Origin of the sequence: Flavonifractor sp. An9, assembly GCF_002161245.1 — a bacterium.
Taxonomy (GTDB): Bacteria; Bacillota; Clostridia; order Oscillospirales; family Oscillospiraceae; genus Flavonifractor; species Flavonifractor avicola.
Genome location: NZ_NFHC01000004.1, coordinates 23,389 through 41,397, shown reverse-complemented (window position 1 = coordinate 41,397; position 18,009 = coordinate 23,389). Strand labels below are relative to the sequence as shown.

Sequence of the window (18,009 nt, the reverse complement as noted above, 5' to 3'; positions counted from 1 at the left end):
TAAGACCTCCTTGTTCAATTCTCCACCGAGGGAGAGAGTGTAAGTTCAAAAGTGGCGGCCTGCTTGTTCCCACACAGAACAGCAAGGCCAAAACGCATCAGGGACTGCTCTCGCGCGCGGGGGAGTAAATCTTCCCGGCAGTCGCCCGATAAGGGATATAACTTGTAGCGAGAGAGCGGGCAGCCAAAGCACGAAATCCCTTGTGCCATCAGGATTTGCGCCATTTTCTGAAGGATAATTTCAATGTGCGATTTTGAAACGCTGGCGAGTTCATCTGAAACGATGACCTCATGCTCCAAAGCAGGGGCGTCAAGACCTGCACTATCCTCCTTCGGGAACTCCAGGCGAATGTTAAGCGTCATAGCGACCTCCTCTTTATCTACCATCACATCCGAGATCTCAAACATGGTGGACAGATATTTTTGCAGATAAATCACGCTGCCATGCCGGCCCGGGAAGGACATGAGGGAGAGATAGTCCAGCGCGGCCAGCTTTTTCAGGACACGGCCGACTGTCGCCCGGGACAGCCCCCAGCGGGCAGCCAGCTCCGTGTAGGTAACAAGGGGATTGCCGGTGCCGTTGCGGAAATAGACCACTGGCCCCAGGTCTGATCCCTGCACCTGATTGTCGTTGTAGATGGCGGAGATCCACAGGTCCAGCACAATGTCCATCTCGGAGCAGCGGTCTGAACTGATAAGATCAGTGGCAACCGAAACCGGCAGGAAGAAAAAGCCGGTGTCCTTCTGGCAGGGGGCATTGTACTCCAGAACCGTGTTATGCCGCGCCCAGTCGCAGATTTTATAGCGAACCACATTTCCGCGGCCCAGGGCCTGAAAGGAAATAAGGTTCTGCTTCTGCAGCCGTTCCAGTACGGCCAGCGCCTGGCACTGGAATCGGGTGCGGAACCATTGGGACAGCTCCTTGAGGGTGCAGACCCACTCGCCAGGGTAGACGGTATAGCTGATGCCGTCGATGCGGCGGTATGAGGTGCGGAAGTTTGCGTAGCTGCAAAGTATCGTAAAATAAAAAAGGCCGGAGCCGCCGCTTACGCGAATGCTCCGGTCCTCCATCAGAAAGCGGACGAACTGCCGGTATATCCGGCAACGTGGGTAATCCACAATCTGTTTAATTTGTAATTGATAGGTTGGCATGGCTTTCTCCTTTTTATATATAAGGTATGAAATTGGAAGGGCCAACGAAAAAATCGTTGACTTGAACATCTTGGGGGCTTATGCTATACTTGTCTCTGTATGAATCCGCAAGATAATCCTGCGCGGGACTCATACAGGCTTTACTACAAATGGGGCAATTCTACAATGGCGTCTTTGAAAACAATGTAGCCATTCGTTGTGCCAATTTTGAGTCGTCATTGAGCCGGTTTCGTGCCAATACAACTTTCCACAACTTTTTTACAACTTTTGCCCCGAACCAGACGGCACAGGAGGACACACTATGGAATCCAAAAAGTTAGAAAAACCTCGTGAAAACGGCACTTTTTCGACCGTACAAGGCGTGATGAAACCGGATGAAGAGGGTAGAAGGGTGTTCCCGACCATGAAGCCTCTGGAGAAGGTGGAGGCTCCCAAGGCCGCCGCTACTCCCGCCGCTTCTGTGGACGTGCCCCGGGCCGAGGCCGGTCCTATCGACTTCTCCAAGGTGGAGATCGAGCCCCTGTTCAAGGACGAGGTGGATTTCGACACCTTCTCCAAGTCCGATTTCCGGGCCGTCAAGGTGAAGGAGTGCACCGCGGTGCCCAAGAGCAAGAAGCTGCTCAAGTTCGTGCTGGATGACGGCACCGGCACCGACCGCGTGATCCTCAGCGGTATCCACGACACCTATGAACCTGAGGAACTGGTGGGCAAGACCCTGATTGCCATTACCAACCTGCCCGCCCGCAAGATGATGGGCATCGACTCCTGCGGCATGATCATCTCCGCCATCCACTATGAGGAGGGCCAGGAGAAGCTCCACTGCCTGATGGTGGACGACCACATCCCCGCTGGCGCCAAGCTTTATTGATTGTAAAAAATGGGCTGCTGCAAACCTGCAGCAGCCCATTTTTTTGCCTGAAACAGAAGGGCCTGTTGCAAAATGCGCAGCTCGTACAAAGACCCGTCATTCCGAGAAAAACGGCCGCCCGGTGGGCGGCCGTTTTTCGTGGGAATCCGCCCCTTTTGCCGGGGAAACGGATTGCCACGCCAGTGTGCGCACTGGCTCGCAATGACAGGCTTGTGCAAAACAGCTATTTTGCAACAGGCCCTTGTAAGAGTGGCAATTAGCAGCTGGCGCCGCCGATGACCGTCTTGTTCATGATAGTATCCTTGTCAATGGAGCCGTGGAGCAGCTTGTCCTCCACATAGTCGAAGCCCAGGCGAGCGATGGTGTCGGAGAAACGCTCACCAGTCTGACCCTCATCCCGGAAGAAGAGAATGGCCTTCTCCACCAGGGCGATGACCTCCTCCTCGCTGGTGAAGATCTTGGACATGGGCCGGCCGGCGGCAACCTTCTTGCCCCAGCGGCCGCCCAGATAGATCTTGTAGCCGTAGGTGCTCTCGGTGTAGGCGCCGAAGGGGCACTTCTCCAGGCAGCGGCCGCAGTGGTTGCATTCGCTGGTGTCAATGACGGCCTTGCCGTCCTTCATGGACACGGCGTGGATGGGGCAGGCCTTCTCGACCTGGCACACCTTGCAGGCCTTGCACTTGTTCAGATCGGGCTCGGGCAGGCGCTGGCCGATGATGCCCAGGTCGTTCAGGTCGGGCTTGACGCAGTTGTTGGGACAGCCGCCTACGGCAATCTTGAACTTGTGGGGGAGGGACACATCGTGGTAACCCTTGTAGAACAGCTCGTGGAGCTTCTCGCTAAGAGCGAAGGTGTCGATCAGGCCGTACTGGCAGGTAGTACCCTTGCAGGAAACCACCGGACGTACCTTGGAGCCGGTGCCGCCCACGTCCAGACCGGCGGCGCTGAGGAACTCGATGAGGGGCTCCACATTCTCGTAGGGCACACCCTGGATCTCCAGGGTCAAACGGGTGGTCATGGTGACCTCGCCGGAGCCGAACTTCTCGGCGGCCTCGGCCACGGCGGCGTGCTCGGCACCGGTCAGCTTGCCGTTGCGGGTAATGACCCGGACATTGAAGCAGTCAGGGGTACGCTTATCCCACAGGCAGCCCAGACCCTTGAGGCGCTTGACCTCGGTGGGAGGAAGAGCAGCACCGGCGGGACGGGGGACCTTCACCTGATTGAAGGTGACGCCGCCTTCCAGAACCTTGGTGTTGGTGTAGCCATAGAACTTCAGCTTGCTCTGGAGGAAGTAGCCACGCTTGCCACGGTTGCACACCAGCAGCAGCTTTTCGTCCTTATCGATGCCTTCCAGAGGTCCGTTGACCTTGCCCAGCTCCACCCAGTGGGCGCCGGGGATCGAGGAGGTGGGCATCACGTCGATCACCTTGTAGTCCTTGGCGGCGCCGGCCAGATACTCGGCGGGAGTGAAGGACTCCAGCACGCCGGCCAGCTTGTTTTCCAGCACATAGCAGGCCTGGACAAAGGGGTGGATGGCGGTGGAGAAGGGGGGCGCATAGGCCAGATCCAGATCGTTAAAGGCGTCAATGGTCAGACCGGCAGACAGACCGACAACAGCAATATCCACCATTTTGTCCACCGCGCCGGCACCCAGGACCTGGATACCCAGCAGTTTGCGGGTGTTGCGGTCGGCAATCAGCTTGGTGAGGAAGCTGGAGGCGCCGGGATAGTAGTGGGCCTTGTCGTCGCAGGCGCACACCACGGTAATGGGGTCAAAGCCCTCGGCCTTGGCCTGAGCCTCGGTGAGACCAGTGCGTCCGGCGTTGAGCTGCGGCAGCAGCTTCACCACGCCGGTGCCCAGGCAGCCGCCGTAGGGGGTGTCGCTGCCAGTGATGGTCTTGGCCAGAGCACGGGCGGTGATGTTGGCGGTGGAGCCCATGGCCGACCACTGGGGCTTGCCGGTGAGACGGTTGTACACCATGGCGCAGTCACCGGCGGCGTAGATGTCGGGCAGGTTGGTGCGCATCTCCTTGTCTACCACCACGGTACCCTTGAAGAGCTCAATACCGGTGTCCTTCAGGAAGTCGGTGGCGGGGCGCACGCCGATGGCAAGCACTACCACGTCAGCAGCAATGGCGCCGCCGTCGGTGACGATGCCGGTGGCCTTGTCAACGCCGGTAACGGACTGGATGCGCTGGCCGGTAATCACGCGAATGCCGGCGTCTTTCAGCTTCCGGCGGGCAAAGTCGGCCATCTCGGGGTCAAAGGCGTTGGGCATGATCTGGTCGGCAAAATCCACCACAGTCACGTCCAGGCCCTGGGAGAGCAGGTTCTCGGCAATCTCCAGGCCGATAAAGCCTGCGCCCGCCACCACGGCCCGGCGGCAGTTGTTGGTGGCCACATAGTCCCGCAGGCCCACCGCGTCGTCGGGGGTGCGCATGGGAAACACGCCGGGCAGATTCTTGCCAGGCATATCGGGCACCACAGGAGCAGCGCCGGTGGCAACGATCAGCTTGTCGTAGTGCTCGGTAAAATTCTGGCCGTCCCGCAGACCGCTTACCGTCCTGGCGGCGGGGTCAACATGGGTGACCTCGCAGCCGGTGATCACCTGAGCGCCGGTGAGTCCGGCATATTTCTGGGGAGTGTTGACGATCAGTTCCTCACGGCTGCCGATGGCGCCGCCTACATAGTAGGGCAGGCCGCAGCCGGCGTAGGAGATGTCCTGACCTTTATTCAGAATGATGACTTCCGCGCTGCGGTCCTCCCGCTTGATTTTAGCAGCGGCCTTCGTACCGGCGGCCACGCCGCCAATGACCAGAATACGCATCTTTGTTCCCCGTCCTTATTGACAAATTTTTGTGTCACGCTTGTAATCAGTATAGCACCCCAGTATAATAAAATAAAGTTTTTAAAACTTATTGATTGATCGAAAAAAATTATAGGGGTGACGGACCATGGTGGACTATCGCATCCGGACCTTTCTGACTTTGTACGAGACCATGAATTACCGGAAAACAGGGGAGAAGCTGTGCATGAGCCAGCCGGCGGTAAGCCAGCAGATCCGGGGCCTGGAGGATAAGTACGGCTGCAAGCTGTTTGTATATGATGGCCGACAGCTTCATGCCACCCCTCAGGCCCAGCGGGTAGCGGAGTACGCTCGTACGGCCCTTTACAATGAGCAGCGCCTCCAGCAGGAGCTGGTGGAGACAAAGGTCCGGGAGATACGGATCGGAACTACAAAAACCATCGGAGAATTTGTGGTGGCGGAGGCCCTGAGCCGGTATATCTGCCATTCTGACAGCAATCTGAAAATCTCCGTGGATAATACTGCCGCCCTGCTGGGACAGCTGGAGCATGAACAGCTGGATTTTGCCCTCATCGAGGGGGCCTTCGACCGAAGTCGGTTCGGCAGCCGCCTGTTTCGCCGGTCCAAATTTGTAGGTTTATGTCGAAGGGACCATCCCTTTGCTGGCCGTACAATTCCACTGACGGCACTGGAAGGCCAGTGCCTGGTGGTACGGGAGGAGGGATCGGGGACCCGGGGTATTCTGGAGAATGTGCTGGCTGAGCGAGGGTATTCCCTGGATCTGTTTTCCCGGGTAATTTGCGCCAACCAGTTTTCCCTCATTACCCGGTTTGTGGCGGAAGGGTGCGGCATCACCTTTGCCTATGAGCCGGTAGCGGCAGGTCAACCGGAACTGGCCTTTTTCCACCTGGATTGCCTGGATGAAACCCGGGAATTCAGCCTGGTTTACCTGAAAGGGACCCATATCTTCCCGTTGGTGAGGGAGGTGCTGGGTGAGCTGACCCCGTCTGATCTGGAAGAAGGGGCAGAATGATCAAAAAATGCTTGCAATGAATGCCTTGGTATGGTAAACTATACCGGTACCAGAAAGTGCGGCCAATATTCCGGCAGGAAGCCGGAGCACCCGACCAGAGTCGGGACACACGCAGAAACGAGCCTGGTGCATGATTTGATTTGTTGTGTAGGGATACTAGGAAGGTATCTGTTCCCCCAAGGGGAGCGGATACCTTCTTTTTTTGCAAAGGAGCGCGGATATGACGCTGGAACAGTTTTTCAAGGAGGTCCCCCGGGCGGCTCTGGCCTTTTCCGGCGGGACGGACTCGGCCCTGCTGCTGTGGGCGGCCAAGACCTACGGCTGTGACGCGCGGGCCTATTACGTCAACACCGTTTTTCAGCCCGCCTTTGAGCTGGCCGACGCCCAAAAGCTGGCGGAGGAGCTGGAGGTGCCCATGACGGTGGTGGAGGCCGACGTGTTGGCGGTGCCTGAGGCGGCGGCCAACGGACCCCGGCGGTGCTACTACTGCAAGAAGGCCCTGTTTACCACCCTGTGGAAGCGGGCGGCAGAGGACGGCTATACCGTGTTGCTGGACGGCACCAACGCTTCGGATGACGCCGGAGACCGGCCGGGGATGCAGGCCCTGCGGGAGCTGGAGGTGCGCTCCCCCCTGCGGGAGTGCGGCATCACCAAGGATCAGGTGCGGCAGATGTCCAAAGAGGCGGGGCTGTTTACCTGGGACAAGCCGGCCTACGCCTGCCTGGCTACCCGGGTGCCCACCGGCACCGCCATTACCCGGGAGGCCCTGGAGAAGGTGGAGCGGGGAGAGGACGCCCTCTTCAAACTGGGATTCACCGACTTCCGGGTGCGGCTGATGGGGGACGCCGCCCGCATCCAGCTGCCGGAGGCACAGATGGAGAGAGCCGTTCAGCTGCATGATACCATTGCCAAGGCGCTGGAGAGGGATTTCTCCGCCGTCCTGTTGGATCTGAAGGGGAGGTAAGCAAATGGACAACAAGCATGACATTCTGGAGCTGCTGCGGGCGGTTTCGGCGGGAAACACCAGTCCGGAGGACGCCCTGTTGGAACTGAAAACCAAGCCCTTTGAGGACCTGGGGTACGCCAAGGTGGACTTCCACCGCTCGGTGCGCCAGGGCGCGGCGGAAGTGATCTACGGTGCGGGCAAGACCCCGGAGCAGATTGCCGGGATTGCCGCCGCCATGGGGGAGCGGGGCTGTAAAAATATCCTTATCACCCGCATGGGGGAGGAAGCTGCCCGCTTCGTGGAGCAGTCGGTCCCTCTGGACTACCGTCCCATCCCCAAACTGGGTATTGCCTTCCCCGGCCCCCGGCAGGAGCTGGGACACATCGTGGTGGCCACCGGTGGTACCAGCGATATGCCGGTGGCGGAAGAGGCCGCCCTCACTGCTGAGGTAATGGGCAACAAGGTTACCCGGCTGTATGACGTGGGCGTAGCGGGACTCCACCGGCTGCTGTCCAACCTGGACGTCATGATGAGCGCCCGGTGCGTTATCGCGGTGGCGGGCATGGAGGGGGCCCTGGCCTCCGTGGTGGGCGGTCTGGTGGACTGCCCGGTGGTGGCGGTGCCCACCAGCGTGGGCTACGGCGCCAGCTTTGGTGGTCTGTCCGCCCTGCTGGCCATGCTCAATTCCTGCGCTTCCGGGTGCAGCGTGGTCAATATCGATAACGGCTTCGGCGCGGGCTATTTGGCCAGCATGATCAATCAGATGGAGGGATTAAAATGAAAAGCTTATATATTGAATGTAATATGGGTGCGGCGGGGGATATGCTCATGTCCGCTCTGTACGAACTGCTGGAGGACAAGGAGGGCTTCCTGAATACCATGAACAGCCTGGGCCTGCCTGGCGTTCATCTGGAGGCGGCCTCCGCTGTCACCAGCGGCATCAGCGGCACCCATATGAAGGTTACCGTCCACGGCGAGGAAGAGGACGAGCACCTCCATCATCACGAGCACGATCATGACCACCATCACGACCATGACCATGACCATGAGCACCACCACCATCACCACGCCACCCCCGGCCACATTGCCCACCTGATCGACCATCTGCCCCTGCCGGAGGAAGTCAAGACCCACGCCAAGGCGGTGTATGACGCCATCGCCCAGGCGGAGGCCAAGGCCCACGGTTGTCCGGTAGGCGATGTCCACTACCATGAGGTGGGTGCTCTGGACGCGGTGGCCGATGTGGCCGGCGTGTGCTATGCCCTCTATCTGCTGAAGCCTGACAAGATCGTGGTGTCCCCCATCCATGTGGGCAGCGGCACGGTAAAATGTGCTCACGGTATCATGCCGGTGCCTGCCCCCGCCACCGCTGCCCTGCTCTCCGGTGTGCCCACCTACGGCGGCGAGATCAAAGGCGAGCTGTGTACCCCCACCGGGGCCGCTCTGCTGACCCATTTTGCCCAGTCCTTCGGCTCCATGCCGGTACTCAATGTGGAAAAGGTGGGCTACGGTGTGGGTACCCGCCAGTTTGAGCAGGCAAACTGTGTCCGGGCCTTTTGGGGTGAGAGCCAGGAGGGCGGCAACGGGGAGATCGTAGAGCTGGTATGCAACATCGACGATATGACCGGCGAGGCCCTGGCTTTTGCCGGGGAGCAGCTGCTGGCGGCAGGTGCTTTGGATGTGTATTCCGTTCCCGGTACCATGAAGAAGGGCCGTCCCGGCCATGTGCTCACCGTGCTGTGCGATGCAGGCAAAGAGCGGGAACTGGCTCAGGCTGTCCTGCGCCACACCACTACCAACGGCCTGCGGGTCCGCCGGTGCGAGAAGTATTTCCTCACTCCCGGCAGTAAGACGGTGGATACCCCCTGGGGGGCTGTCCGGGTCAAGACGGCGGAGGGCTTCGGCATCTCCCATGCCAAGCCGGAGTATGAGGATGCCGCCGCTCTGGCCCGTGCAAACGGACTGCCCCTGGCGGCGGTGCTGGAAGAAGTGAAAAAGGGTCTGTAATGGAAAGGAGACACCCATGAAACGAATTCTGACTCTGATTCTGAGCCTGGCCCTGACCGCCGGTATGCTGGCGGGCTGCGGCGGCGGAAACACGGCTGCCACCACCACCCCTCAGACCGGCAGCAAGGACAGTGTGATTATTGCAATGGGCACCACCTCCGAGCCGGAGGCCGGCTTCGACCCCGCCTACGGCTGGGGAGCCGGCGAGCACGTCCATGAGCCCCTGATCCAGTCCACGCTCACGGTGACCAACACCGACCTGACCATCGGCTACGACTTGGCCACCGACGTCCAGGTCAGCGACGATGGCCTCACCTGGACGGTCAAGATCCGGGACGATGTGAAATTCACCGATGGGGAGCCCCTGACCGCCTCCGACGTGGCCTTCACCTACAATACCGTCAAGGCGGCCAGCTCGGTGAACGACTTTACCATGCTGGACAACGCCGAGGCGGTGGACGACACCACCGTAGTATTCCATATGGCTACCCCCTTCTCCATCTGGCCCTACACCATGGCCATCGTGGGCATCGTGCCTGAGCACGCCTACGATCCCGCCACCTACGGCCAGAGCCCCATCGGCTCCGGCCGGTACATCCTGAAGCAGTGGGACAAAGGCCAGCAGGTGATTTTGGAGGCCAATCCGGACTACTATGGCGAGGCTCCTGAAATGAAGCAGGTGACCATTCTCTTCATGGAGGAGGACGCCGCATTCCTGGCGGTCCAGGCCGGTCAGGTAGATCTGGCCTATACCTCCGCTACCTATGCGGACCAAAGCCCTACCGGGTATACGCTGGCGGCCTACGACAGTGTGGATAACCGGGGCTTCAACCTGCCGGTGATCGAAGGCACCCTCACCGGCGATGTGCTGGTGCGCCGTGCCATCAATATCGGCATCGACCGGCAGGAGATGATCGACAACGTGCTCAACGGCTACGGTACCCCAGCCTACAGCGTGTGCGATCAGATGCCCTGGTACAATCTGGCTTCCGAAGTAGAGTACGATCCGGAAGGGGCTGCCGCCCTGCTGGATGAGGCTGGCTGGATTATGGGGGCTGACGGCGTCCGGGAGAAGGACGGCGTAAAGGCCACCTTGAACCTGCTCTATCCCACCAGCGACTCGGTGCGTCAGGCCCTGTGCGCCGACTTCGCTAACCAGCTGGGAGAGCTGGGTATCTCCTGCACCATGGAAGGCGTTGGCTGGGACACCGCCTATGACCGGGCCCAGACCGAGCCTCTCATCTGGGGCTGGGGCGCCCATACTCCCATGGAGCTCTATAACATCTATCACACCATCGGGGATACCGGCACCGCTCAGTATTCCCCCTATGCCAATTCCACTGTGGATTCCTACATGGATCAGGCCCTCCAGTACTCCGATCTGGAGGAGTCCTATGAGCTGTGGCAGAAGGCTCAGTGGGACGGTACCACCGGCGTTACCCAGGACGGGGATATCCCCTGGGTGTGGCTGGTGAATGTGAGTCACCTGTACTGGGTGAAAGATGGCCTCCAGGTGGCCGAGCAGAAGATCCACCCCCACGGCCACGGCTGGTCCATCGTCAACAACGTGGACCGGTGGAGCTGGAGCTGATATTCCACTGGAAAGAAGGAATTCCCTTGAAACACCGCCTGATGTTCACGGGCAAAAAATTGATCCGCGTGGTGCTGCTGCTGTTGGGGGTCAGCCTGGCCGCCTTTTTGCTCATGTCGGCCTCTCCTCTGGACCCTCTCCAGACCAATGTGGGCCAGGCCGCCCTGGGTACCATGAGTCAGGAGCAGATTGCCAAGCTGGAGGAATATTGGGGAGTCAATACCCCGCCGGTGGAGCGGTATCTGGGCTGGCTGAGTGACTTTGTCCGAGGGGACATGGGCACCTCGCTGCTCTACCGCCAGCCGGTGAGCCAGGTCATCGGCCAGCGGCTGCAAAGTTCCCTGTGGCTCATGGCCTTCGCCTGGGTGATCTCCGGCGTGCTGGGACTGACCCTGGGCGTCATTGCCGGTGCCAACCGGGGGAAGCTGGTGGATAAGTTGATCCGAGGCTACTGCTGGCTGATCTCCAGTACCCCGGCCTTTTGGCTGGCCCTGGTGCTGCTGGTGGTCTTCTCAGTGTGGCTGGGACTGTTTCCCATCGGCCTGTCGGTACCCATTGGGGCGGACGCATCCAGTGTCACTCTGGCCGACCGGCTCTACCACGCCTTCCTGCCCGCCCTTACCCTGAGCATCACCGGCGTGGCCAACATCGCCATGCACACCCGGGAGAAGATGGCGGACATTATGGAGAGCGACTATGTGCTCTTCGCACGGGCCAGAGGGGAGTCCAAGCGCTCCATCGTGCTGCGCCACGGTCTGCGCAACGTGGCCCTGCCCGCCATCACCCTGCAATTTGCCTCCATCAGCGAGATCTTTGGCGGCTCGGTGCTGGTGGAGCAGGTATTCTCCTACCCCGGCCTGGGCCAGGCTGCCGTCAACGCCGGTCTGGGTTCCGACCTGCCCCTACTGCTGGGCATCACGGTGGTGAGTGCCGCCATCGTGTTCGGCGGCAATCTGATTGCCGATCTGCTTTACGGCGTGGTGGATCCCAAGATCAGAAGGGGGGTGGCCCGGAAATGAGACATTGGAACGGGCGAAAAAATGCCCTCTTTCTGTTGGTTGCCGCTGCTGTGGTGCTGTGCGCTGTGGCGGTGGCCGGCGGTCTGCTCAGCGGGCAGGCCATGGTAACCGATTTTACCCGCAAGAATCTGGCCCCCAGCGGGCAGTTCCTTTTCGGTACCGACTGGATGGGCCGGGATATGCTCTCCCGCACCCTCACCGGCCTGTCCCTCAGCATCCGCATCGGCCTTTTGACCGCCGCCGTCAGCGCCGTTATTGCCCTGGTGCTGGGTGTGGCTTCCGCCGTCCTGGGGGGCTGGGTGGATGCGGTAATCTCCTGGTGCATCGATCTGGTCATGGGTATCCCCCATATCCTGCTGGTCATGCTCATCTCTCTGGCGTTTGGCAAGGGATTTGTAGGCGTGGTGGCAGGCGTGGCCCTCAGCCACTGGCCCTCTCTGGCCCGGGTCATCCGGGGTGAGGTGCTCCAGCTGCGAGGCGCGGTGTATGTCCGTACGGCGGAAAAGCTGGGGGTGTCCCGGCTGACCATTGCCCGGCGGCACCTGCTGCCCCATCTGCTGCCCCAGTTCCTCACCGGACTGGTGCTCCAGTTTCCCCATGCCATCCTCCACGAGGCCAGCGTCACCTTCCTTGGTTTTGGCCTGTCGCCGGAGCAGCCTGCCATCGGCGTGATTTTGTCGGAGAGCATGAGCTATCTTACCACCGGCAAGTGGTGGCTGGCGGTGTTCCCCGGCCTGAGCCTGGTGCTGGTGGTAGTGCTTTTTGCCGCCATGGGGGAGCAGCTGCGCAAGCTGCTGGACCCTGCCAGCGTACATATGTGAGGAGGGATGGAGTTGGAACCGATTTTGGAAGTCAAAGACCTGTCTATCTCCTTCACCCAGTATGGACGGGGCACAAAACAGGTGCTGCTGCCGGTGATTCAGGATCTGTCCCTCACCATCCGGCCCAGCCAGGTGGTGGCGGTGGTGGGCTCCAGCGGTTCGGGTAAGAGCCTGCTGGCCCACGGAATCCTGGGTATCCTGCCTTATAACAGCCATATGGCCGGGGAGATCTCCTTCTTGGGCCAGCCCCTTACCCCCAAACGGGCGGAGAAGGTGAGGGGCAAAGAGATTGTCCTGGTGCCCCAGGGCGTGACCTACCTGGACCCGCTGATGAAGGTGGGGCCCCAGATCCGCAAGGGCCGCCGGGACCAGAGTGCCCGGGAGGCCAGTCGGGCGGTGCTGGAGCGGTACGGCCTGGGGGCGGATACCGAGGAGCGCTATCCCTTTGAGTTGTCCGGCGGCATGGCCCGCCGGGTACTCATCGCCACCGCGGCGGCGGCCACCCCCAAGCTGGTCATCGCCGACGAGCCCACTCCCGGTTTGGATGCCCGGGCGGCGAAACGGGTACTGAGTCACTTCCGGGAGCTGGCTGACAGCGGCGCGGGGGTGCTTCTCATCACCCACGACTTGGAGCTGGCCCTCACCATTGCCGACCGGGTGGCGGTGTTCTACGCTGGTGAGACGGTGGAGGAGGCCAACGCCGCCGATTTTGAGGCGGGGAAACTACGGCATCCCTACACCAAAGCTCTGTGGAATGCCCTGCCCCAGAATGGCTTTGTCCCCATTCCCGGCGCCCAGCCCGGGCCGGGCGAGGTGGGGGAGGGGTGCCCCTTTGCCCCCCGCTGCCCCAAGGGGCGGCCTGAGTGTCTGGGCCCGGTAGCCTATCGGGAGCTGGACGGCGGCCTGGTGCGCTGCTTATATCCGGAAGGAGGGGAACAGCCGTGAGTCTGGAGGCAAAACAACTGACTTTCGGTTATCGCCGGAAAGGAAAAGAGCCGGTGCTGGACCGCATCGACCTGACGCTGGAGCCGGGGGAGCGGCTTGGGCTGCTGGGCCCCAGCGGACGGGGTAAGACAACCTTATGTAAACTGATGGCGGGCTATGAGAAGCCGGACAGCGGCACGGTGCTGGTGGACGGCAAGCCTTTGAAGGAGTACCGAGGGATCTGCCCAGTACAGATGATCTGGCAGCACCCGGAGACGGCAGTGGACCCGCTGATGAAGCTGGGGGATACGCTAAAAGAAGGTGGGCCCGTGGAGGAGGGACTGCTGGAGGCCCTTCACATCCAGCCCGCCTGGCTGGAGCGGTATCCCACGGAACTGTCTGGCGGTGAGCTTCAGCGGTTCTGCATTGCCCGTGCCCTGCGGCCCGGGGTGCGCTATCTGCTGTGCGACGAGGTCAGCGCCATGCTGGACCTCATCACCCAGGCCCAGATCTGGACCTTTCTGCTGGACCAGGCGGAGAAGCGGAACCTGGGGCTGGTGATCGTCAGCCATAACAGCCCCCTGATGGAGAAGCTGTGTACACGGGTACAGAATTTGGCATAAGAAAACGGCCTGCAAGTGAGTAAAATCACTTGCAGGCCGTTTTCTGCCCCTAGTTGGGGCCCTGATTCTCATATGTGAGGATGGAGTCCTCCAGCATCAACAGGCCGGACTGATCGGGTTCCCGGCCTTCATACGGCGTCCTGTCCACATACAGCAGGGCGCTGTCCGGGTCAAACCGAAGGGCATAGTCATAGTTCATCCGGTCCTCCAGCTCATAGGTGCGGCCGTTGGCGTAGTCACAGACCGCGATCCGGGTATCTACGATGCCGGACCCCATGCTGAGGGTGGCGCACAGCTCCGGCAGGCCGTCGCCGTTCAGGTCGCAGAAATAGGCGTTCCAGATGGGCATACCGGAAATCAGCTGGACCGGTGTTTCCTCTCGCTTTTGCTGTGCCGTGATCTCCTCTGGCGTATAGCGGAAGGTCACATCGGGGAAGGCCGTGTGGGTGATGGTCAGTTCCCCATCCCAATCCATTTCGCTGGGGGCGGTGGTATAGTCAAACCATTTGGTGGCGGTGGCCGCCGGAACGGGGATTTGGCTGTTTTTGGAGAAGACCGCCCCATCTGCCACCTTTACATAGATGAAATTGGTGGAACCGTTTGCCTGGAAGATCAGATTGTTCCCCTCCATGCGGAAGTGGTTGACTTTGGGGACGCCGGTCTCATCCTCCAGGGTAAGAACATCGCCGGATACAGACCACTTGCCTGCACCGATATAGCTGCTTAACCCCCCTTCATAGTAGGTGAAGGAGCCGTCCGCCCGGAGGGTGATGGTAAAATCACCTCCGAACCCATCCCCCTCATAGAGGTAGAGCCCGGCGGGGGAGAACTGACCCCCGGATGTTTCATAGCCTTCTTTCGTATACTGAACCTGGTTGCATATAATGTCGATCATCAAAGTATCTTGGGCGGCCATGCAGGCATCTTTGGACACATAGAAGGTAAACTTGGCGTCGGGGCCGTAACCGCGCAGGCTAAGGGCGTCTGGGTAGGTGGTGGTCCCGTCTTTGAGGATCTTGCTTCTCAAAAGGATCTGGGGGCTGACGGAGGAATCTTCTGTGGCCTGCAGCGGGGTGACAAAACTGCCGTAGTTGGAGAAACGGTAGGAGCAGTCGAAGGTCATATACAGCAGCTCATCGCTCTCGTTGGAGAGCATTACATCGTGGAGATAGATGGTGGTGACGTCATCCTGCCAGACCACTACCTGGCCGTCGGCAAAGGTGTGGCCCTCGCCAGTATAGCAGTCGTCAGTCAGGGCGGATTTGGGGATGGTCAGGGTCAGATCCACCTGCTTTTGACTCAGAACCTCATAGCCGTCCTGAGTTAAGACATCGTAAACGGTGGGCTCCTTGGGGCTGGTCAGAAAGCAGAGAGCGGCAGCCCCGCAGGCAATCAGGGCGATAACCACGATCCAGAAAGCGGGCTTTTTGTAGTGCATCACCGCCTTCACCCGGCTCTTTACCCCCGCTTCTCCAAAGGCCAGGGGGCAGGGCGCCACGGGCCGGCGGCGGATGCTACAATTCAGCAGGGCGGTGGAATAACCCCGCCGCTCCTCCTGGTTCAAAGCCCGGACGGCCTTCTCGTCGCAGGCTCCCTCCAGATCCCGGCAGAACAGCAGATAGGCCACCCACATCAGGGGATTGAACCAGTAGATTGCAAGCAGTACAAAGCCCAGCAGCTTCCACCAGTGATCCAGACGGCGGATATGGGCCCGTTCGTGGGTCAGTACATAGGTCAGGTCCTGCTCCGGAATGTGGTAAGGCAGATAGATGACCGGGCGGAACAGCCCCAGTACAAAGGGGGAACCCACCTGCTCACTCTGCCGGATGTTGTCCTCCAGCAGGGTGGCGGTGGCCAGCCGCCGCTTCAACAGCAGCCAGCTGATCAGCGCATAGAGCAGCAGAACCACCATTCCCGCCAGCCAGATCTGGGACAACAGGAAGGACCAGACCTGGGTGGGATTGACGCTGGCTCCTGCAGCCGGCGCCAGGGCTTCTTGCAGGATGGGATTAACAGCACTGTTGACGGCAGGGATGCCGCTTTGGATCTGAGGCGTGGCGGTGTGGAGGATCTCCCGGGGCAGAGGGTGGGTACTGGGGACCAGACTGAAAGGGCTTTCCAGGGAAAAGGGAAACATCAGGCGAAGGGCCACCAGGCCCCAGAGCAGGCAGAAGCTCCACCTGGGAGCTTTCCGCAGGAGCAGTCTCAGCACCAGAACAGCCAGCACCAGCCAGCTGGCGGTGAGGCTGAGGTTGACCAGGGTCAGGAACAGCTCTTCCATGGCAGGACCTCCTTATTTTTCGATGATGCGGCGGATTTCCTCTACCTCTTTCTCAGTCAGAGACTGCCTGCGGGCGAAGGCAGCCAAAAAGGCGGGCAGGGAGCCCTGGAACTTCTTCTCCATCAGTTCGTCCAGCTCGGACACCTGGGCGTCCTCCCTGGAGATCAGGGCGGTCACCAGCCCGTCCTGATTTTTCAGCACGCCCCGTTCCCCCAACCGCTTGATGACGGTGTAGGTGGTGGTGCGTTTCCAGCCCAGCTGGGCCTGACACAGCTTTACCAATTCTGTGGTCGTTACCGGTTCGTGCTCCCAGAGAATGAGACAGAACCGGTATTCGCTTTCAAAGATTTTGGGCGTCTCCATAGGGACCTCCTTTGTCTAATGGGATAGACTTCTTGCTTGTAGTCTATCTTATTAGACAGGCTTTGTCAAGGACATAAAAAAATTCCTGTGTTCCAAAGAGGAACACAGGAATTTTGGATTCAAACTCAGGCCAGCTGAGCCTTCGCCATCTCGGTCAGAGCGGTGAAAGCGGCCTTGTCGTTGACAGCCAGCTCGGCCAGCATCTTGCGGTTGATCTCCACACCAGCCTTCTTCAGGCCGTTCATAAAGGTGGAGTAGTTCATGCCGTTCATCTTGCAGGCGGCGGAGATACGGGTGATCCACAGAGAGCGGAAGTCACGCTTCTTCAGCCGACGGCCAGTGTAGGCGTAGGTCAGGGACTTCATGACCTGCTCGTTGGCCATCTTGAAGTGCTTGCTCTTGGCGCCCCAGTAGCCCTTGGCCAACTTGAGGATCTTATTTCTTCTCTTGCGCGTCATCATCGCGCCTTTAACTCTAGCCATTGTAAAAAGCCTCCTATGTTAAGGTAAAATCGGAATTATCTTATTTGTAGGGGATCATGCGCTTGATGGCGGGCTCGTTGGTCTTGTCCGCATAAGCGCCGGCGCGGAGGCCTCTCTTACGCTTGGTGTCCTTGCCGTGGCCGTTGAGCAGGTGGGACTTGAACGCATGGGCGCGCTTGACCTTGCCGGACTTGGTCAGGCTGAATCTCTTCTTCGCGCCGGAGTGAGTTTTCAGTTTAGGCATGGTGGTTAACTCCTTTGTCTTTGGATTTCAGGGGATTGCTCAGGATTTCTTGCCGTCCTTGGCAACCTTGGGAGAGAGGAACATGGACATATGCCGTCCGTCCAGCTTGGGGTCCTTATCCAACGCGGCCACCTCGCTGCACTGTTCCGCAAACTTGAGCAGCAGGCCCTTGCCGATATCGGTGTGGGCCATTTCGCGGCCGCGGAAGCGGACGGTGACCTTCACCCGATTGCCCTGGCTCAGGAACTTCTGGGCGTTACGGAGCTTGACGTTAAAATCGTTCACGTCAATGCCCGGCGACATACGGACTTCCTTGATCTCCACGACGTGCTGATTTTTCCGGGCCTCTTTTTCCCGCTTGGTCTGCTCGAACTTGTACTTGCCATAGTCCATGAGCTTGCACACGGGGGGCACGGCGTTGGGAGAGATCTTCACCAGGTCCAGGTTCTGCTCGATGGCGCGCTCCAGCGCCTCACGGGCGGACATGATACCCAGCTGCTCGCCGCTGTCGGAAACGAGCCGGACTTCTTTGTCGCGGATCTCTTCGTTGATCTGATGACCCTGTTTGCTGATACGAAAGCACCTCCAATTCTTTGCTGCATACAAAAACGCGGTTACCGCATTCCGGTACCCGCGCCACAACAGAACAGCCACGCCGAACATACGGCGCGCCGCTGACCATGTTGACCTCTTTGCTGATGCTGGAGGTGAGGACGGAGGTACCTTCCTGCTTTATTTTGCCCAAACAGTATATCAAAGGAATGATACAATGTCAAGTAGAAAACGGAAGAAAAAATCCAGACTATTTTTTGCTTTCCTTTTCGTTAGAATTATGGCAGAATGGGGGCAA

Annotated in this window: 16 protein-coding genes and 1 pseudogene; 10 read left to right on the top strand and 7 right to left on the bottom strand. The window is 59.7% G+C overall.

The genetic code is table 11. From position 1 onward, the window contains the following. Positions 1-14 precede the first annotated feature (14 nt). Complete coding sequence (locus B5G40_RS04175; protein WP_087398878.1) at positions 15-1,151, bottom strand: MarR family transcriptional regulator; 1,137 nt, start codon at positions 1,149-1,151, stop codon at positions 15-17. 490 nt (positions 1,152-1,641) lie between these two features. Here B5G40_RS04175 and B5G40_RS04170 point away from each other — a divergent pair. Continuing rightward, positions 1,642-2,019: pseudogene (locus B5G40_RS04170) on the top strand (lysine--tRNA ligase); the annotation flags it as partial. A 256-nt stretch (positions 2,020-2,275) separates the two neighbouring features. Here the strand turns inward: B5G40_RS04170 and B5G40_RS04165 are convergent. After that, positions 2,276-4,846, bottom strand: coding sequence for an FAD-dependent oxidoreductase (locus tag B5G40_RS04165; RefSeq protein WP_087398876.1), 2,571 nt, complete (start codon positions 4,844-4,846; stop codon positions 2,276-2,278). Between the two features lie 127 nt (positions 4,847-4,973). On the opposite strand from B5G40_RS04165, the gene B5G40_RS04160 reads away from it, so the two are divergent. From B5G40_RS04160 to B5G40_RS04120, 9 genes are all read left to right on the top strand, one after another. Beyond that, a complete protein-coding gene (locus B5G40_RS04160; RefSeq protein WP_087188817.1) occupies positions 4,974-5,858 on the top strand; it encodes a LysR family transcriptional regulator in 885 nt (294 codons plus the stop codon). Between the two features lie 220 nt (positions 5,859-6,078). Continuing rightward, positions 6,079-6,822 (top strand): ATP-dependent sacrificial sulfur transferase LarE, encoded by a 744-nt coding sequence (larE, locus tag B5G40_RS04155; protein WP_087398875.1) that lies wholly within the window; start codon positions 6,079-6,081, stop codon positions 6,820-6,822. Between the two features lie 4 nt (positions 6,823-6,826). Further along, entirely contained in the window at positions 6,827-7,585 is a 759-nt protein-coding gene (larB, locus tag B5G40_RS04150) for a nickel pincer cofactor biosynthesis protein LarB (protein WP_087188815.1), read from the top strand. Further along, complete coding sequence (larC, locus tag B5G40_RS04145) at positions 7,582-8,811, top strand: nickel pincer cofactor biosynthesis protein LarC (protein WP_087398874.1); 1,230 nt, start codon at positions 7,582-7,584, stop codon at positions 8,809-8,811. Before larB ends, larC begins: the two co-directional genes overlap by 4 nt. 16 nt (positions 8,812-8,827) lie before the next feature. Continuing rightward, on the top strand, positions 8,828-10,402 hold the full coding sequence (locus B5G40_RS04140) for an ABC transporter substrate-binding protein (RefSeq protein ID WP_087398873.1): 1,575 nt from the start codon (positions 8,828-8,830) through the stop codon (positions 10,400-10,402). 41 nt (positions 10,403-10,443) lie between these two features. Continuing rightward, positions 10,444-11,421 carry an ABC transporter permease gene (locus B5G40_RS04135; protein WP_087328795.1) on the top strand — a complete coding sequence of 326 codons (978 nt, stop codon included), beginning with the start codon at positions 10,444-10,446 and terminating at the stop codon, positions 11,419-11,421. Continuing rightward, entirely contained in the window at positions 11,418-12,242 is an 825-nt protein-coding gene (locus tag B5G40_RS04130; RefSeq protein ID WP_087328777.1) for an ABC transporter permease, read from the top strand. The genes B5G40_RS04135 and B5G40_RS04130 overlap by 4 nt, the downstream gene beginning before the upstream one ends. A 6-nt stretch (positions 12,243-12,248) precedes the next feature. Further along, positions 12,249-13,187, top strand: coding sequence for an ABC transporter ATP-binding protein (locus B5G40_RS04125; protein ID WP_087328779.1), 939 nt, complete (start codon positions 12,249-12,251; stop codon positions 13,185-13,187). Then, positions 13,184-13,789 carry an ABC transporter ATP-binding protein gene (locus B5G40_RS04120; protein ID WP_087328781.1) on the top strand — a complete coding sequence of 202 codons (606 nt, stop codon included), beginning with the start codon at positions 13,184-13,186 and terminating at the stop codon, positions 13,787-13,789. Before B5G40_RS04125 ends, B5G40_RS04120 begins: the two co-directional genes overlap by 4 nt. A gap of 49 nt (positions 13,790-13,838) precedes the next feature. Here the strand turns inward: B5G40_RS04120 and B5G40_RS04115 are convergent, their stop codons facing one another. The 5 genes from B5G40_RS04115 to infC all read right to left on the bottom strand — a co-directional run bounded on the left by B5G40_RS04115 (position 13,839) and on the right by infC (position 17,765). Further along, on the bottom strand, positions 13,839-16,070 hold the full coding sequence (locus tag B5G40_RS04115) for a M56 family metallopeptidase (protein ID WP_087398872.1): 2,232 nt from the start codon (positions 16,068-16,070) through the stop codon (positions 13,839-13,841). A gap of 12 nt (positions 16,071-16,082) precedes the next feature. Next, positions 16,083-16,433, bottom strand: a complete 351-nt coding sequence (locus B5G40_RS04110) for a BlaI/MecI/CopY family transcriptional regulator (protein ID WP_087398871.1) — start codon at positions 16,431-16,433, stop codon at positions 16,083-16,085. Positions 16,434-16,558: 125 nt separating this feature from the next. Next, positions 16,559-16,915, bottom strand: a complete 357-nt coding sequence (gene rplT, locus B5G40_RS04105) for a 50S ribosomal protein L20 (RefSeq protein WP_087188807.1) — start codon at positions 16,913-16,915, stop codon at positions 16,559-16,561. A gap of 40 nt (positions 16,916-16,955) precedes the next feature. Continuing rightward, positions 16,956-17,159 (bottom strand): 50S ribosomal protein L35, encoded by a 204-nt coding sequence (gene rpmI / locus B5G40_RS04100; protein WP_087188806.1) that lies wholly within the window; start codon positions 17,157-17,159, stop codon positions 16,956-16,958. 39 nt (positions 17,160-17,198) lie between these two features. After that, positions 17,199-17,765 carry a translation initiation factor IF-3 gene (gene infC, locus B5G40_RS04095; RefSeq protein ID WP_087188805.1) on the bottom strand — a complete coding sequence of 189 codons (567 nt, stop codon included), beginning with the start codon at positions 17,763-17,765 and terminating at the stop codon, positions 17,199-17,201. Positions 17,766-18,009: the final 244 nt, after the last annotated feature.

Bases quoted from the DNA above. Each gene is read 5' to 3' on its own strand.
- B5G40_RS04175 (WP_087398878.1), bottom strand. From the start codon at position 1,151: ATGCCAACCTATCAATTACAAATTAAACAGATTGTGGATTACCCACGT.
- B5G40_RS04165 (WP_087398876.1), bottom strand. From the start codon at position 4,846: ATGCGTATTCTGGTCATTGGCGGCGTGGCCGCCGGTACGAAGGCCGCT.
- B5G40_RS04160 (WP_087188817.1), top strand. From the start codon at position 4,974: ATGGTGGACTATCGCATCCGGACCTTTCTGACTTTGTACGAGACCATG.
- larE (WP_087398875.1), top strand. From the start codon at position 6,079: ATGACGCTGGAACAGTTTTTCAAGGAGGTCCCCCGGGCGGCTCTGGCC.
- larB (WP_087188815.1), top strand. From the start codon at position 6,827: ATGGACAACAAGCATGACATTCTGGAGCTGCTGCGGGCGGTTTCGGCG.
- larC (WP_087398874.1), top strand. From the start codon at position 7,582: ATGAAAAGCTTATATATTGAATGTAATATGGGTGCGGCGGGGGATATG.
- B5G40_RS04140 (WP_087398873.1), top strand. From the start codon at position 8,828: ATGAAACGAATTCTGACTCTGATTCTGAGCCTGGCCCTGACCGCCGGT.
- B5G40_RS04135 (WP_087328795.1), top strand. From the start codon at position 10,444: ATGTTCACGGGCAAAAAATTGATCCGCGTGGTGCTGCTGCTGTTGGGG.
- B5G40_RS04130 (WP_087328777.1), top strand. From the start codon at position 11,418: ATGAGACATTGGAACGGGCGAAAAAATGCCCTCTTTCTGTTGGTTGCC.
- B5G40_RS04125 (WP_087328779.1), top strand. From the start codon at position 12,249: ATGGAGTTGGAACCGATTTTGGAAGTCAAAGACCTGTCTATCTCCTTC.
- B5G40_RS04115 (WP_087398872.1), bottom strand. From the start codon at position 16,070: ATGGAAGAGCTGTTCCTGACCCTGGTCAACCTCAGCCTCACCGCCAGC.
- B5G40_RS04110 (WP_087398871.1), bottom strand. From the start codon at position 16,433: ATGGAGACGCCCAAAATCTTTGAAAGCGAATACCGGTTCTGTCTCATT.
- rplT (WP_087188807.1), bottom strand. From the start codon at position 16,915: ATGGCTAGAGTTAAAGGCGCGATGATGACGCGCAAGAGAAGAAATAAG.
- rpmI (WP_087188806.1), bottom strand. From the start codon at position 17,159: ATGCCTAAACTGAAAACTCACTCCGGCGCGAAGAAGAGATTCAGCCTG.